This is a genomic window from Vibrio sp. 10N.222.52.B12 (assembly GCF_002875385.1).
Classification (GTDB): Bacteria; Pseudomonadota; Gammaproteobacteria; order Enterobacterales; family Vibrionaceae; genus Vibrio; species Vibrio jasicida.
The window spans coordinates 24,158-39,828 of the sequence record NZ_MDAW01000166.1 but is presented as its reverse complement, the minus strand read 5'-3'; the positions used below and the strand labels follow the sequence as shown (position 1 = coordinate 39,828).

Sequence of the window (15,671 nt, the reverse complement as noted above, 5' to 3'; positions counted from 1 at the left end):
ATCAAAAAAGCCAGCGAGTGCTGGCTTTAAAATTTGGCGGGTTGAAGTTCGAGTTATTGCTGAGAGAAATTCAACTGAACTTCTGGCTCTTGATGGTGCATCCAACGTAAACGAATACCCAATAGGAAAGCCGCTGAAGATAGGCCTATGATGAAGCCCAACCAAAAGCCTTGTGCGCCCATTGGTTCAACAATCCAATCTGTGCGGCCAAGAATGTAACCAATTGGAAGTCCCAATAACCAGTACGCAACAAAGGTACGGTTGAAGATTGCACGCATGTCTTTATAGCCACGTAGTGCACCAGCAGCGATAACCTGAACCGCATCAGTGCATTGGTAGATTGCAGCAAACAGCAATAGCACCATCGCAAGTTCGATAACTTCTGGGTTATTCGTGTAAAGCAAAGCGATTTGCTCACGGAACAGAACCGTAAGAATCGCGGTCATCATTGCTAACGCTAAACCGACCATGACGCCAACACGAGAAGCGACGCGTGCGCCATCGACGTTTTCTTCCCCTAGACGGTGACCAACACGAATACTGACTGCGGCACCCACACTCATTGGCAGCATAAACACCAATGAAGAGAAGTTAATGGCGACTTGGTGCGCGGCAACAATGATTGAACCTAATGGAGAGACCAAAAGCGCGACCACTGCAAACAATGTCACTTCAAAGAACAATGCAGCGGCAACAGGAAAGCCGAGCTTAAACAGACGAATCTGAGCTTTCAGCTGTGGTTTATGAAATTCGCCAAACAGATTTATGCTTTTTAGACGAGCAGACGTAGTCACATAAAGGAAAAGCAGCCCAAACATCACCCAATAAACGATGGCGGTTGCGACGCCACAACCAACACCACCAAGGGCTGGCATACCAAACTTACCGTAAACGAAAATCCAGTTTAATGGGATGTTCAACATTAGGCCGATGAAACCAATCACCATGGCGGGCTTGGTTAGCGACATGCCATCAGTAAAGCTACGTAACGTTTGGAACAATAAGAAAGCGGGTACCGCAAAAATAACCGCGTGGATGTAACCAACGGTTTTCTCTGTCATCGCTGCTTCTACATCCATCAATCCAAGTATGAACTTAGTTTGGAACAAAACGCCGATAATAGGGATGCTGATCAACAATGCCAAAACGATGCCTTGTTGGATCTCAAAAGGAATGTTTACTCGACGGCCAGAACCATTTAATTGAGCGACAACAGGTACAAGGGCCATCAATAAGCCAACGCCAAATAAAATTGACGGTAACCAAATACTTGCTGCAACAGATACCGCAGCCATGTCAGTAGCACTGACGCCACCAGCCATGACGGTATCCACAAACCCCATCCCGGTTTGTGCGACAGAAGCGATCAACACAGGGGTCGCCAGTTTAATAAGACTCGATGCTTCTTCTTTATAGCGATGCACGAAATACTCCAGAGCGGAACAATAAGTTGAAAATGAAATAAGTTGAAAAGATAGGGAGTACTCGAGGACAAAAGATGTGATGAACTGATCTGATGGTTGATTTTAGTCACTATAAGGTGAAAAAATGCCTCGGAGGAACTCCGCGCAGATGATAAACAATTGTATGCCCAGATGCCATACCCACAAGATAGGGATTTTTGGTTAATTGATAGACAATGGTAAAAACAGCTTGCGAATGTTCGTTCTGGCTATCAGTCGCTTCTAATAAATAGGTAAAGAGAATGTTTACAGGAATAGTTCAGGGTACGGCTAAAGTCGTTCAAATCGAAAAAAAAGAGCGCTTTCAAACTCACGTTATCGAACTTGAAGGCTCGTTAAGTGAAGGGCTAGAGATTGGAGCCTCGGTCGCACACAATGGTTGTTGTTTAACCGTCACCAAAATTGAAGGAACGCACATCAGTTTCGATCTAATGCAAGCAACCTTAGCTCTTACAAACCTAGGTGCATTGATAGAAGGCGACAGCGTAAATATTGAGCGAGCAGCCAAATTTGGTGATGAGATTGGTGGCCACAGTATGTCGGGGCACATCAGTTTAATGGGCGAAATTGTTGATGTGATTGATACACCAAACAACCGCACCATTTGGTTTGCACTGCCGCAAGAATCAATGAAATATGTACTGGCTAAAGGGTACATCGGTTTGGACGGTTGTTCACTGACCATCGGCGAAGTCGAAGAGAATCGATTCTCGGTGCATTTGATTCCGGAAACTCTGCAAAGAACCTTGTTTGGTGCGCGCCAGGTTGGAGAGAAAATAAACATTGAATTTGACCCGCAAACTCAAGCCATCGTCGATACGGTTGAACGTGTATTAGCAGCAAAGCAGTTGTAAGGCGTTTACTTATGACCGGAAACAAGAAAGGAGCTTAACCGCTCCTTTTTATATTTTGTGTAGATGTTTACTTCATGTAGATGATTACTCGGGGGGATTAAAGCTCTCTATTCGTAGTTATCGTCAATGAACAGTTCTACCTTTTCGTGCATCTCATCCACTTTCATGTTGAGGTGGATGGCGTGGCAGCACGCAGGGCAGTCATCATAAAACTCTTGGTTACCATTACTTGCATCTAAAGTGATACCGATAGAGTGCCCACAGTGAGGGCATTTAACATGTCTTTCAGTGTAATTTTGCATACAAAAACTCCTAGTATTGCAGGGCTTTTAATACTTTGGTGTCTCGAAAATTCAGCCCTTGAACACTCGTCTTCTCTCTGGTACAGAGATTCAAATTAAGTCGAGTTACTTTGAATATTAGGTGCTGTTGTTGCTAATTGAGTCGAAATAAGTACAAAAGTTGACCCCAAACTCATGATTGAGCTTGGGGCCTCAAACTAGGGTGATATGCGTCGAATTTTTACATTCGGCAATGATCTTTCCCTTCCAGATCAATAAGAAATAATCTTCTTAATTATCGATTGGGCCTGTTCAAGATAGTGGCCTCCGAACAAGTTACAATGATTGAGGATGTGATAAAGGTTGTAGATGTCTTTTCGTTCATCATAGCCTGCGGGTAATGGCTCAATGGATTCATATCCTTGATAAAACTCCGGCTGGAACCCACCAAACAGCTCAGTCATCGCAATATCACATTCACGATCTCCCCAATAGCAAGCTGGGTCAAAGCAGATAGGGCCAAATGGTGTCAATGCCGTGTTCCCATTCCACAAATCACCGTGAAGCAATGATGGCTCTGGAGCGTGATTGGCTAAAAGCTGTTTCACCACATCAATAAAGTCATCGATATCGACGAGGGTGACACCTTTTTCTTTCAGCAACTGTAACTGCCAACCTATCCGTTGCTCAGAAAAAAAGACACACCACTTTTTATGCCATTGATTTGGTTGAAGGGTAGAGCCTATGTAATTATCGGAATCAAATCCGAACTCTTTCTGTTCTCCCCACAAATGTAAACGCGCCAGTTGCTGGCCAAACTTAAAGCTGTGCTTTGCATCTTCAAGTGGTTTGGTTGGTAGGTAATTCAGGATCAAGAATGAGTGGGTTTTGGTTTTGCCCGCTAACACGACTTCAGGGACAAACACCGTCGAGGTTTCACGTAACAAGTGAAGGCTTTCTACTTCAACTTCGAACTTAGATAAAAAGTCTCGATCATTGAGTTTGACGAAATAGCGCTGTTCTCCGTCATTGATCATGTAACTCTCACTGATGTCTCCACCAGAGAGGCGTGTCTTCTCAGTGATTTGATATTCGAACATCAAGGTATCAGAAAGCTGTTGCGATATTGCTTGCCACATACAAAACCTCGCTTATCTATTTGACCAACAATAGTTTAGGATAAACGGCGGAAGATTGACGCGCAGTTGAGCAAACTTCGACAATAAAACTGCTGCATATAGTAGAAAATGTGCATAAGTGTGAATCATGTCGCCTATAACCCTATGATTTATGGACTTAACATATGGAGCTATTGGTATACAACGAGTATTATTATTTTTTTGACTTTAGTTCCATTGGTGGCATGAAAATACTGATTTGTGATGATTCGGCGGTAGCACGAAAGTTGATATCCCGTTCCATCGTACACGAAACATCATTGCACCTGATCGAAGCCCAAGACGGTTACGAAGCGTTGACGATTCTAGCGGAACAAAATATTGACGTTTTGTTTCTCGATTTAACGATGCCGATTATGGACGGGTTCGAGGTACTAGAGTCTCTACCGGTCAGCAATTATCCCACTCAAGTTGTCATCATTTCTGGTGACGTTCAGCAAGAGGCTAAACAACGTTGTTTAGATCTTGGCGCAATCGACTTTATCGCCAAGCCTCTGTCAGAAGAACAGGTTATCCCGCTATACGAAACGTTAGGGTTGCAATACGCATTTAGCTCGAGTGGGAATGCAGCGCCAGCCCCCGAAATTGAGATTACCCCTCTGGCGAAATTTCGTGAAGTCGCCAACATCGCGTTAGGTAAGGGTGCTGCGATTATGGCCGACCATCTTCATGAGTTCATTCAACTGCCAGTGCCCCACGTTGGTCCATTGTCGTATGGAGAACTGCATATGACGTTAGTGGATGTGATCGGTCGAGACAGTTCAGTTGCCGTTGCTCAGCGATTTGTTGGTGGTGGTATCCATGGTGAAGCTCTAGTTTGTTTGCGTGGCAAAGACATCAATCAAATCGGAGAGCGCCTTGGTTATTTGCTTGAGTTCACTCGGCACAACGAGATTATCCTGAATGTGTCGAATCTTTTGGTATCTTCATTCTTAACGTCACTGGGTACACAGTTGGATAAGCAATTTTCGTTGCGCCAGCCTGCCATTATAGAAAACGTCATTCCATACAATGAAGAGAAGAGTGAATCTGGTGAACTCTTTACCATCGAATACACCTACATGGCAGAGGCGCTCGATTTTGAGTGTGAAGTTCTGTTTTTGATAGATAAATCATCCGTAGAAATCATCTATGAAATTATGGAGCTAATCTAATGTCCGAAATTACGCTGGACATAGCAGACTTTCATTGGGTTACCCAAATACTCGATACCATGGACTCAGGGCTCATCGTTTTAGATGAAGACTATAAAGTCTGCGTGTGGAACAGTTTTATGCAGTCTTACAGTGGCATACTATCGCAGAATATCCTCGGTGAATGTTTGTTTGACCATTTCCAAGATTTACCTCGAACTTGGCTAGAGACCAAGCTCAAGACGTCCGCGGATTTAGAAACTCGTTCATTTTCAAGCTGGGAAAACCGTCCATACCTTTTTAAATTCAACAACTTTTCGCCGGTTTCCAACAGCAGTCATTTGATGTTCCAAGATATTGTTATCACGCCGTTACGCTCGTTATCAGGCGAGGTGAGCCACATAGCCATTCAAATCAACGATGTCTCGGAAACCGCGCGTAATAGAATCCACTTAAGAGAAACCAACCAACACCTGTCTGAAATCAGCCGCAAAGATGGATTAACCGGATTATTTAACCGTGCTTATTGGGAACAGTCACTGAAGGAAGAATTCAATCAACTTAAAGTGATGGAAGGGGCGTGCTCACTGGTTATTTTTGACATCGACCATTTTAAAAAAGTCAATGATACCTATGGTCACCATACTGGGGATGAAGTGATCCGTCGGACGTCCAGTTTATTGCGTAAAACCGCGCGCAGTAGTGACGTGTGTGGGCGTTTTGGTGGAGAAGAGTTTACCGTTCTATTGCCACATACCAACCAAGACCAAGCGTCCTATTTCGCAGAGCGTCTTAGAAAACGAATTGAGCAAGAAATCGTGAAAGTTGAAGACTTTTTGATTAACTACACGATAAGTATCGGTGTTTGCGAGTATAAATCTAACTTTGAGAGTCACACACAATGGCTGAAGAGTGCCGATGCAGCGTTGTATCGTGCGAAAGAGAATGGACGCAATCAGACTTGTTGTCATCAAGACGACTAACCTAATTGGATAAAAATCATTCAGTTGGCGCATCAATGCTTGTTAATATGAAATAAGTTAATGAAATTTTCTCGGCATGTCTTACTATTGAAACTAATTCGCTTTCATCTTCGAAGGCTTGCATTAAACGGAGAAAAACAGTGGTTGTAGAAACCGATGGATATCTCGCTCTTATAGAGCACCTGTCACTTAACTTAGATATTTTCACGTCTGAAATTGGTGACACAGGATCAGAAAGCATCGAAGATGTCGTGAATGACATGGTGGCGTCGAACATCATGGCGATTTTCGAACAAAACCCAGAACTGCATTCAAGTGTACGTTTCAAGCTACTTAAAGAAGCGGATGCCGTCGTTGAAGACCTTGGCGAAGTGTTAGCTGGCGTTTGGGGTAAGAAAGCGACCAACGAGCAAATTGCATTCCTTGATGAATACATTGCGCTAGTGAAAAACTTATTTGATACCGCTGTCGCGACTTACGATTGAATCTAGTCTCTCGTCATTTCGATCTAAAGAGGAGTTACATGGTAACTCTTCTTACTTGCCAAAACTTCGATGCCCAATAAGGGTTGTCTATTCTTGAAATGATCACGCCTTTCGATGTAGAAGCGTGCATAAACTGCTTATTCCCTAGATAGATACCAACATGGTAAGTGGTTCTTCTTGTTTTGAAAAACACTAGATCACCCTGTTGTGCATCTGACCAGCTCATCTCTACGCCTTGCTTAGATTGCTGTCTTGTCGTTCTTGGTAACGACATTTGATATGCCTCGACAAAGGCTTTCTGTACGAAGGCAGAACAATCAATACCAGACTTTTTGGTTCCACCCAAGCGATAAGGCGTGCCTTCCCACTCATCATAAAAGTTGAACAGGCCCCGATTGTCGGAGAGCAGTTCAGTAACAGGAAGAGAGACCTCAGCTTGTGTTTCTGGATCGGGGGCGGACGAACATGCACTAAGTAGTACACTGATTATCAAAGGAAAATAAATACGACGCACATCACCCACCTGTCATCCCTACAACTTAAAACTGAAATATTAATGTCATGACCAATACCTAGTATGGGCAGCAAATCACGTTTTGTCTCACTTCTGTGACGAATAAACGGAAAGTTGATTCAAACCCAAGAAAGAACATTAATTGATTATGACAACGCGCAAACGTCTACGCTTTTCTTTTTCACTGATTCAAACGATCAGTGCAACATTTTTAACTATCATCGCTCTTGTTATAGCCCTTTCTGTCTCAAGTTTCAAAGGAATGGAGCAGGTTGGCGAACAATTTGAAGAGTTGTCTCAAAAAGCGTTACCGATGGCGATGGCAAATGCGACACTGACAAGAAATGTTTTAGAGCAAGTAAAGTTGCTTAACTATGGAATGCAAATTTCTGATCCAGATGAACTTCCTCTCATCACCGCCAAAATTGACGCTCTCGCACAGCAAACTGAAGGTTTAATAGAACAAACATCGGGAGTCGCGGAACATTTATCTAACATGTTACAAGTAAATGTTCAGGAGTTGCATCAAGTCACCAATTCCATTTTATCGAAACAATCTGCGGTGATTCAAATGCAAAGCGACATTAACTCGGCCGTTGGTGGGTTTCGGTATGGGTTAAGTTCGATTGGTCCAGAGATGAACCGTATCAGCTCGTTTCTCAGCAACGACAACCCTGAATCGAGTGATGCGGCAAATCGCTTCATTGCATCCGCGAGCTCGATGGAAAGCACTTTCTTGGTCATGATGATGCAAACCGAGCTAGAGAAAGCGGAGCAAGAATACAGAGAAATGCGAAGCCGTATCGCTGGTATAAATCTCGCTTACGATGACTTCAAAGAATGGCACCCTGAAGTGACTGAGTTCGCCAGCCTAACAGCACCTTATGAGATGGTACAGGCAGGCTTCAAAGATGAAGGGGTTTTGCGTTTGATTCTGGCGAAACTCGAACAGAGCGAACAGCAAAAAGTGGAGTTTCAACGTGCCTCTCAGCTCTCAAACGAAACCATGTATTTGCTCGACCAAGTATCTGATTCCGCCTCAGCGTTGATTGATGAGCGTGAAACTATTGTCCACAGTACCATTCAAAACGTCAGCTTAATGGTTGTTGTTGCCGCTGGCGTCATCTCGCTTGTGGTGTTAGCGACTTGGTTTGGCCTCCGTACTTGGATCAATCGAGGGTTGAAAAACATCCTTACTCGTCTCTCCGCTTTAACGGAACATGATTTCCGAGATAGAGCGCAAGAGATTGGCCCGTTTGAGCTTAAAGAAGTCGCACGCAAACTCAATCAAGTTATCGATTCAACACACGATTCGATTTCTACCGTCACACGTAACTGCGAAACCTTGTACCAAACCGCTGAGATAAGCCACGATGCGGCCGAGCAAACAAATCAAAGCTTAACTGTGCAAAATGAAGCGCTAGCGAGCATGGTGACGACCATTACTCAGTTAGAAGCATCGATTAGAGAGATCGCGACGGTGACAAATGCCTCTTCCGAAGATTCGCATTTAGCGACAGAACACACAGTGAAGGGGGTTGGTGTGGTAGAGCAAAACCGTCAGCGTTTGGAGTCTCTTGAAAGCTCCCTTAATTTGAACGAGCGGTCGATGTTAGAACTCGACCAACGAGTTAAGCAGATCCGCGAGATGGTAGATATGATCAGTGGTATTGCTGATAACACCAACTTACTTGCTTTGAATGCGGCGATTGAAGCGGCGCGTGCAGGGGAGCAAGGACGAGGTTTCGCAGTCGTCGCCGATGAAGTACGCAAGTTAGCGAGTGATACGTCCCAACAAACCACAAATATTCGAGAGATGATGAATGAGCTGGTGGCTGCCGCAGAACGTTCACGTAAAGCGGTAAGTGAGTCGCGTGAAGAGATGGCGCATGCACTTCAATCGAGTCATGAAGTAAAGTCGGCTTTTTCGGATATCGATGCGGCGGTTCGACATATACAGCTACGTGTCGAACAGATTTCTGTTGCGACAGAAGAGCAAGAACGAGCAACAGCCGATGTATCGCAAGCCATTACACATATTTCTGACCAAGGTGAATACACTAAACTCCAATTAGAATCCATGGTTGAAAGCTCAGAGCAAGTCGCAGACATCGCGGGGCATCAACAAGCGATGCTGCATAAATACGAACTGCATCAGGTGAGTTGATCCAGCATTAGGTAAGACCAAACCAACTTCCAATACGATCAAAGGCAGGGCATCGCTCTGCCTTTTTATTTTTTGACTCCAAGAGTGAGTGACCCAAATCGCAAATTGATTAACGGCACGGGAGAAATGTGTCATTAGTATTTGTTAATTCTTTGTTGTCGCTTCAGGGTTGTTAGAATATCTCGCAACACAAATATGCCTTCAGAATGAGGAGATATTCGTTGGTTATTAAAGTATGTCCTCTGGTATTGCGAAAACAAAACCGCGAGATTCTTCTTTTCAAACATCCTCTTGCGGGCGTTCAGTTGGTGAAAGGCACTGTTGAACCCTTCGATTGCGACTTCTTAAGTGCGGCAAAAAGAGAATTGGCAGAAGAGTCGGGTATTGAATTGGTCAATCACACAACCTACTTAGGGGCTTGGGAGAGTGGGTTTCAAGAGCAACTTTGGCATTTCGTTTTGTGTGAATGTGAAGCATTGCCGGAACATTGGGTCTTCCACACTCAAGACGATGGTGAGCATGATTTCGAATTCTTTTGGCATGAAGTTGCGAACGACATTTCTTCTCGTGCGCATCCTGTTTTTCAACGTGCTTTAGAACAGGTTCGTGAACTTATCCGCCTTGGAGCAATGAAGTGAAAGTTGAAATCGGTAATCACACGAATGCAGAGTTACTTAAAGAACTCAAAGAACAACGCATTCAATTCAATCCGTTTGCCTTACAGCTGTTTGAAGACCAAATGATACAAACCAAACAAGGTGGCCAGACATTGTCTGTATTGGTAACAACGCCTTCGGAATTGGGGGCACCTTTTGGCGCAACGCTGGCTGAGCTTCTTGCTCATGCAGCTCTGAAAGGGCTAGAGCCTTGTCCGCTCGCCGTCGCACCATACTTGTTACTTCAAGGTATTTCGCTCACAAAAGACGAATACATAACGCTCGCTTCTTTGCCTCTTGCTCAGGAAGAGACCTATCCCAGAGGTTTGTATTTGCGTAAGCGGGATGATGGTGTTTGGCTAAGAGGTTATCGATGTGATGATGCTTTTATCTTTCCTCCTTCGATGAAGTTTGTGTTCATTGATGCGAAGACTAAAGAGGGGGAGCAATATTGACGTTTGGCTATTACTCGTTCCCGACAATTTCACTGGGAGATTTGTTGCAGCTTCTAAACCACATCCAAACGTCACATCTCACGTTTATCAGCAGTAAGCAAAGAAATACGTAAATCATTCTCACGAAGGAAACACAAACAAGGAAAGTTCATGAAAAAACGACTCGTCATATTGGCAGCCATTGTGTTGCAAGGTTGTGCCACGATAGAGACCCTAAACCCAACAAACAATCATGTGAGAATCTCTCATGAGGGGAAACGGAGCTACTGCAAGGAAATTCCAAGAGTTTATAGTGGAGTGAATTACAACATGTGTTTGTTGAATGGTGAGCCTAGCTATTCTGAAAACACGGGTTCCAAACTAGATGGGGTGCCTTTCTTTGTGTTTGATACTGCTTTTTCAGCGTTGGCTGATACCTTATTCCTACCATACACAATAACGATGCAGGCGCAGAAAGGGCCAATAGAGGTTAATTAAGCTTTCAAGCGAACCATCAAACCAAACGCTATGCTTTTATCAGGAGCGAAATGATAAGGAAGAACAGCCATTTTTGTTCTTTCAACCTCTCACGTACGGTTTAAAGGCACTGTCGCTCTCAAAAATGGCGTCGAAATTACAATTATTTAGCTGATTTCTATATGCTTTGCGCATTCATTCAGATAAGGAAAGGAAACGATAATGGATAAATTCGTACTGTTTCTCCTATGCCTTTGCCTGACCGTGGGTGGTGTCATCCACATTTACGACAATATTGTCGATGGCTTTTTGCCTTACGATTTTGCCCCAGGCTGGTTAAACATGTATTGGAGCGCGCTTGGTCTCCTTGATTTACTCGCCGTTTATTTGCTGATTAGGCACCGCCGGACTGGGTTAGTTTTACTGTTAGTGATTATGTTGAGCAGCGTAGGCTTTAACTCTTATGCGCACTATGGATTGGGCGTATTGGAGAGCAGTGGACAGCTGCAATGGCAAACGTTGTTGTTAGGGTTTTCTATTGGAGTATCAATTTGGCTGTGGAATTCGCAAAAGCATCGCCACTCACGTCAGATATTCCGGTAATTGTTTTATTCGATATTACGTATTTTTAAACAGGGAAGTGTTATGGATAACTTTAAGGAGCTGGCGAGCTTCGGTGTTTTTGCCGCGCTATCGGGCTTTAGTTTTGGCGCAATCTTTTTTGGTGCTGCATTTGTTTACGCAGCCATCAATAAACAACAGGATGTGAGTGTATTCGCCATCTCTTCAATTGTTCTTGGGATTATCGGTTTGTTTGTTGGTGTGACCCAATCAAACAAAAAACGCGATTTGATTAAAGCCTAACGGTTTCTATTCAATCCGAAATACATTGGGATGAGTTGCGGTCGCGTGTTCGTGATACATATCATCTAGGTAGGTCAGCAACTCGTCCTCATCAAGAAAGGGTGGCACTACAAAGTCTCTGATTGGGCGCTTTATCGAAGTTTCTGAATCGATATAAAGCGTCCAAATCCCATCTTTGCATTCAGCAAGCATGATCTTTCCAAACACATTCACTTTTATTGAACTGCTCATGAGGAAGACTTTTCCTTATAACGAAATGGTTGGGTGATCAGTTTATCCAATCTTTGCTCGTCTTTGTCGCGGATCTCTGGAACACCAATCACAACATCATCATGACCTAACTCTGGTTGAGCGCGGTAGGTGCCAAACAAACGATCCCATATCGACAAGAAGAAGCCAAAGTTTGAATGTGTCTCGCGCACGATGACAGAGTGGTGCACGCGGTGCATGTCTGGCGTCACAACCAATTTGCGTAACTTCGCATCCCAAGGTAGTGGCAGCTTTGCATTGCTATGGTTAAACATCGCGCTAGCATTCAATACGATTTCAAACACCACGATGGCGATAGGAGACACGCCTAAAGCAAACACCGCAGCGATTTTTACAATCATTGAGAGAATGATTTCTATCGGGTGGAATCGTGTTCCGGTTGTGACATCGATATCCAAGTCTGCATGATGCATGCGGTGAAGTTTCCACAGCGGTTTAACGCGATGGAAAACTAAATGCTGTAGGTAGATGATGAGATCGAGTAACACAACGGCTATCAGCACATTTAACCAAGTCGGGAAGGAGAGTGCATTGAGTAGACCCCATTGGTTTTCATAAGCGATGATGGCTGCTTGGAAAGCGGCAATAGGCATGACAACGGCAATAACGACGCTATTTAGTGCGACCAATGTGAGGTTATTAAACCAGCGAAATGAACGGTCGACGGTCAACTGCTTTCTCGGTAGCTTGTTTTCCCACAGAGTACAAAGCAACAAAACACCAATAAAGATGCTGAGTCGTAGCCAAGAAGGGTCGTTAAATGCAGTTTCGGTCACGCTAATTTCCTTGATTGATTCGCTTTTTTGTTAAGACCTTAAGACTCCACCGTATCTTTCACCGATAAGAAAGGAATGTGAATATCAGTCCGTTTACGAGCATTTCTTGAGACTCACTGGCGATGCAAGTAGAATCGCGCTCTACTTCATACATGCACTTATTCTAACTGGCACTTTCTATCCATGAGAATCCACGCTTTCCATCGTTTATACCAGCACCGTCAATCTATCTCAACGAAGCCGTTTAACGCTCGTGGCTGTAAAGTGGTTCGCTGTCCATATTGTCAGGTTTCTGAGCAATATTGTTTGTGCGACATTCAGCCGAACATCGAATCCAATATTGCCTGCATGCTGGTCGTATCGGAAAACGAAGTGTTCAAGCCAAGCAATACCGGGCGTCTAATTGCTGATACGATTCAAGAGACCTACGTGTATCAATGGAATCGTACCGAGCCTTCTCAAGATATGCTTGCACTGCTAGAAAACGATGCTTATCAACCTGTGGTTGTGTTCCCAGCAGATTACGTGGATGAGCCTGAGCGTTTATTGGATGGTTTGAATCCAGAGCGATTGAAGGCTTCCGATGGCTCAGATAAAAAATGGTTACTGATCTTCATTGATGGTAGCTGGCGAGAAGCGCGCAAGATCTTTCGCCGTTCAGAGTTTCTTAAATCTTTGCCTGTGCTTTCTATTGAGCCGGAATCACTGTCTGAATACATCATGCGCTGCTCGGACAATGAGCAGCATCTGTCTACAGCAGAGGTCGCGACGTTAGTATTCAAACAAGCAGGTGAAGAGCAAGCTTCGGAGTGTCTGCAATTGTGGTTTGAAGCCTTCCGTGAAACCTACATGCTGACGAAAACTCGCGTGAAAACCGACTGGTCTCGACCGCATCTGAAACGTTTCAAAGAGTGGGCTAAAATCGAGAGCTAACTCTAAGGAATGAACTTTTGTTGATGGCTTGTTGTTCAACTGGCTTCAACGAGGGGATAAATCTGCATTCGGTCACGGTTTGCAGGCGTACAGATATGGATAATGCTCGGAGTTTATCTTTTTTGACTCCAGCATTTTTTGGGAGTCGTTTGAGCTTTTTAGGAGAGAATTGCATGTATTACGGCTTTGATGTCGGTGGCACTAAAATCGAGTTTGGTGCGTTTAACGAAAAACTTGAGCGTGTAGCAACTGAACGTGTACCAACACCAACAGACAACTACGATTTGCTGGTAGAAACTATCGCAGGTCTGGTTAACAAATACGATGCGGAATTTGGTTGTGAAGGTACGATTGGTCTTGGCCTTCCTGGGATGGAAGACGCTGATGATGCAACTGTACTAACGGTTAACGTACCTGCAGCAAAAGGCAAACCACTTCGTGCTGATCTTGAAGCTAAAATCGGTCGCAGCGTAAAAATTGAAAACGATGCAAACTGTTTCGCGCTTTCTGAAGCATGGGATGAAAACCTTCAAGATGAACCATCTGTATTAGGTTTGATCCTTGGTACTGGTTTTGGCGGCGGCTTCATCTACGAAGGGAAAGTATTCTCTGGCCGTAACCACGTGGCGGGTGAGGTAGGTCATACGCGTCTTCCTATCGACGCATGGTTCCACCTAGGCGACAACGCGCCTCTACTAGGTTGTGGTTGTGAAAAGAAAGGTTGTCTAGATAGCTACCTATCTGGTCGTGGTTTCGAGCTTCTTTACGCGCATTACTACGGCGAAGAGAAAAAAGCGATCGATATCATTAAGTCACACGCAGAAGGCGAAGCAAAAGCGGTTGAACACGTTGAGCGCTTTATGGAGCTTCTAGCAATCTGCTTCGCTAACCTGTTTACTGCGACTGACCCACACGTTGTTGTACTAGGCGGCGGTCTATCTAACTTCGAACTGATTTACGAAGAGATGCCAAAACGCATTCCTAAGTACCTGCTTTCTGTGGCGAAATGTCCAAAGATCATCAAAGCAAAACACGGTGATTCAGGCGGCGTGCGTGGTGCTGCGTTCCTAAACATCAAATAATTGTCTGAGTTTTCGGTAAGCGAAAACACTTAGACCTACATTGAAAGCCTCGTTTTCCTTTAAGGTGAAACGAGGCTTTTTATTTTGTCGATCCATACTGCTGCTTTGTATAACTGAGCTACCATCTTTACCCAGCTTTACGCTTCGTTTACGTCCCTTGAACTCTCGATTGATAAGCTGTTTGTATTGCTTCCATGAACAGTAGGAATGAAGATGTTCAACTCATCAAAATTACGCTATGGCGTTCTTAGCATCGCCTTAGTTGGTATGGTTTCACCGACGTTTGCCAAGCCTCCAGCGCCTAAGCCACCAAAGCATGGAAAGAAGGTGGTGGTGGTAAAGCCTGTCTACCGTCCTGTTTATAAAGCGCCAGTTCATCGCGTATACCACTACAATAAAATTCCGAGAACCGCGACTTATCTAGTGATTGCGGGGATCACTTATGCCGTCCTTGATAATCTCTATTACAAGCGAAGTGGCGATCAGTATATTTATGTGGAGCAGCCTCCGGTATCTGTACAGAGCGAAGTGAATACAGCGAGTACCGCTGTCATAACAAATAAGGGGATGGCAGGTAAGATAGTCGATGTGTTGCCGAATGAAGCAATCACGGTGACCGTTAATGGGGCGACTTTCTACGTTCAAGGCAGTGATTGGTATGCGCCAATTGCGGGGACGAACCAGTTTGTGATTGTAGAGCCTCAGCTATAGTGTGTTGCCTTTAGATTACATGCATAAAAAACTCGCGACGAATCGCGAGTTTTTGTTTTGGTCTGTATAGCTTGGCTTATTTTTTCTTTTTGCCTACGCCCAAGTTTTCTTTTTGAGCTAGGGTGATTTTGCTAAAGCCAAGTTTTCTGAAATGATTGTCGCGGTAGTTACGCACTGCCTTGGTGTCAGATACTGCTTCGATTTGCTGCTCCATCTTTAGGTACTCAGTGATATCGATACCTTCCGCCTCTGCAACTGCTTCTTGAATGTTGCGGTGTTGCTGGTACGAGAACGTCAGTTCTTTGTCTTGGTCTTTGTAAGTGTAAAGAATGGTGCGAGCCATAGCTGTCTCTCTGAAAAAATTTTCTGTTATCAATAAAAAGGTCAGACGTGCTGACCTTTGAATTCTG

20 protein-coding genes are annotated in these 15,671 nt (G+C 44.2%); 13 read left to right on the top strand and 7 right to left on the bottom strand.

Features of this window, described 5'->3' with window-relative positions; all coding sequences use genetic code 11:
• Positions 1-53 precede the first annotated feature (53 nt).
• Positions 54-1,424 carry an MATE family efflux transporter gene (locus BCT11_RS26405; protein WP_039977307.1) on the bottom strand — a complete coding sequence of 457 codons (1,371 nt, stop codon included), beginning with the start codon at positions 1,422-1,424 and terminating at the stop codon, positions 54-56.
• A 281-nt stretch (positions 1,425-1,705) separates the two neighbouring features.
• Here BCT11_RS26405 and BCT11_RS26400 point away from each other — a divergent pair, with 281 nt between their 5' ends.
• Positions 1,706-2,317 (top strand): riboflavin synthase, encoded by a 612-nt coding sequence (locus BCT11_RS26400; RefSeq protein WP_038872698.1) that lies wholly within the window; start codon positions 1,706-1,708, stop codon positions 2,315-2,317.
• 107 nt (positions 2,318-2,424) lie between these two features.
• Here BCT11_RS26400 and BCT11_RS26395 read toward each other — a convergent pair whose 3' ends face one another.
• Together BCT11_RS26395 and BCT11_RS26390 are read right to left on the bottom strand one after the other, a co-directional pair.
• Positions 2,425-2,619 (bottom strand): CPXCG motif-containing cysteine-rich protein, encoded by a 195-nt coding sequence (locus BCT11_RS26395; protein WP_038872701.1) that lies wholly within the window; start codon positions 2,617-2,619, stop codon positions 2,425-2,427.
• A gap of 251 nt (positions 2,620-2,870) precedes the next feature.
• Entirely contained in the window at positions 2,871-3,737 is an 867-nt protein-coding gene (locus BCT11_RS26390; protein WP_102389748.1) for a fructosamine kinase family protein, read from the bottom strand.
• 224 nt (positions 3,738-3,961) lie between these two features.
• Between BCT11_RS26390 and BCT11_RS26385 the strand changes: the two genes are divergently transcribed.
• The 3 genes from BCT11_RS26385 to BCT11_RS26375 all read left to right on the top strand — a co-directional run bounded on the left by BCT11_RS26385 (position 3,962) and on the right by BCT11_RS26375 (position 6,377).
• Positions 3,962-4,930 (top strand): response regulator, encoded by a 969-nt coding sequence (locus tag BCT11_RS26385; protein WP_038872772.1) that lies wholly within the window; start codon positions 3,962-3,964, stop codon positions 4,928-4,930.
• Positions 4,930-5,892, top strand: a complete 963-nt coding sequence (locus tag BCT11_RS26380) for a diguanylate cyclase (protein ID WP_102389746.1) — start codon at positions 4,930-4,932, stop codon at positions 5,890-5,892. The genes BCT11_RS26385 and BCT11_RS26380 overlap by 1 nt, the downstream gene beginning before the upstream one ends.
• A gap of 140 nt (positions 5,893-6,032) precedes the next feature.
• On the top strand, positions 6,033-6,377 hold the full coding sequence (locus BCT11_RS26375; protein WP_038875014.1) for a DUF3802 family protein: 345 nt from the start codon (positions 6,033-6,035) through the stop codon (positions 6,375-6,377).
• 34 nt (positions 6,378-6,411) lie between these two features.
• Here the strand turns inward: BCT11_RS26375 and BCT11_RS26370 are convergent, their stop codons facing one another.
• Positions 6,412-6,900: an NlpC/P60 family protein gene (locus BCT11_RS26370; RefSeq protein WP_198594005.1), complete on the bottom strand. Its 489-nt coding sequence runs from the start codon at positions 6,898-6,900 to the stop codon at positions 6,412-6,414.
• Positions 6,901-7,039: 139 nt separating this feature from the next.
• On the opposite strand from BCT11_RS26370, the gene BCT11_RS26365 reads away from it, so the two are divergent.
• From BCT11_RS26365 to BCT11_RS26340, 6 genes are all read left to right on the top strand, one after another.
• Positions 7,040-9,058, top strand: coding sequence for a methyl-accepting chemotaxis protein (locus BCT11_RS26365; protein ID WP_102389744.1), 2,019 nt, complete (start codon positions 7,040-7,042; stop codon positions 9,056-9,058).
• 221 nt (positions 9,059-9,279) lie between these two features.
• Positions 9,280-9,696 carry an NUDIX domain-containing protein gene (locus BCT11_RS26360; protein ID WP_102389743.1) on the top strand — a complete coding sequence of 139 codons (417 nt, stop codon included), beginning with the start codon at positions 9,280-9,282 and terminating at the stop codon, positions 9,694-9,696.
• On the top strand, positions 9,693-10,169 hold the full coding sequence (locus BCT11_RS26355; protein WP_102389741.1) for a hypothetical protein: 477 nt from the start codon (positions 9,693-9,695) through the stop codon (positions 10,167-10,169). The genes BCT11_RS26360 and BCT11_RS26355 overlap by 4 nt, the downstream gene beginning before the upstream one ends.
• Positions 10,170-10,319: 150 nt before the next feature.
• Positions 10,320-10,646, top strand: coding sequence for a YceK/YidQ family lipoprotein (locus BCT11_RS26350; protein ID WP_039977300.1), 327 nt, complete (start codon positions 10,320-10,322; stop codon positions 10,644-10,646).
• 201 nt (positions 10,647-10,847) lie between these two features.
• Positions 10,848-11,228 (top strand): hypothetical protein, encoded by a 381-nt coding sequence (locus BCT11_RS26345; RefSeq protein ID WP_102389739.1) that lies wholly within the window; start codon positions 10,848-10,850, stop codon positions 11,226-11,228.
• A gap of 42 nt (positions 11,229-11,270) precedes the next feature.
• Entirely contained in the window at positions 11,271-11,489 is a 219-nt protein-coding gene (locus BCT11_RS26340; protein ID WP_039977299.1) for a hypothetical protein, read from the top strand.
• A 6-nt stretch (positions 11,490-11,495) separates the two neighbouring features.
• Here the strand turns inward: BCT11_RS26340 and BCT11_RS26335 are convergent, their stop codons facing one another.
• On the bottom strand, positions 11,496-11,720 hold the full coding sequence (locus BCT11_RS26335) for a hypothetical protein (RefSeq protein WP_039977298.1): 225 nt from the start codon (positions 11,718-11,720) through the stop codon (positions 11,496-11,498).
• Positions 11,717-12,535 carry a sterol desaturase family protein gene (locus BCT11_RS26330; RefSeq protein ID WP_102389738.1) on the bottom strand — a complete coding sequence of 273 codons (819 nt, stop codon included), beginning with the start codon at positions 12,533-12,535 and terminating at the stop codon, positions 11,717-11,719. The genes BCT11_RS26335 and BCT11_RS26330 overlap by 4 nt, the downstream gene beginning before the upstream one ends.
• 183 nt (positions 12,536-12,718) lie before the next feature.
• Here BCT11_RS26330 and BCT11_RS26325 point away from each other — a divergent pair, with 183 nt between their 5' ends.
• The 3 genes from BCT11_RS26325 (at position 12,719) to BCT11_RS26315 (ending at position 15,261) form a co-directional block, all read left to right on the top strand.
• A complete protein-coding gene (locus BCT11_RS26325) occupies positions 12,719-13,468 on the top strand; it encodes a tRNA-uridine aminocarboxypropyltransferase (protein WP_102389736.1) in 750 nt (249 codons plus the stop codon).
• A 173-nt stretch (positions 13,469-13,641) separates the two neighbouring features.
• On the top strand, positions 13,642-14,550 hold the full coding sequence (nagK, locus tag BCT11_RS26320; protein ID WP_045423516.1) for an N-acetylglucosamine kinase: 909 nt from the start codon (positions 13,642-13,644) through the stop codon (positions 14,548-14,550).
• A gap of 213 nt (positions 14,551-14,763) precedes the next feature.
• A complete protein-coding gene (locus BCT11_RS26315) occupies positions 14,764-15,261 on the top strand; it encodes a hypothetical protein (protein ID WP_102389734.1) in 498 nt (165 codons plus the stop codon).
• 76 nt (positions 15,262-15,337) lie between these two features.
• On the opposite strand, the gene BCT11_RS26310 is transcribed toward BCT11_RS26315, so the two are convergent.
• Complete coding sequence (locus BCT11_RS26310; RefSeq protein ID WP_005441547.1) at positions 15,338-15,604, bottom strand: DUF2960 domain-containing protein; 267 nt, start codon at positions 15,602-15,604, stop codon at positions 15,338-15,340.
• Between the last annotated feature and the right edge of the window lie 67 nt (positions 15,605-15,671).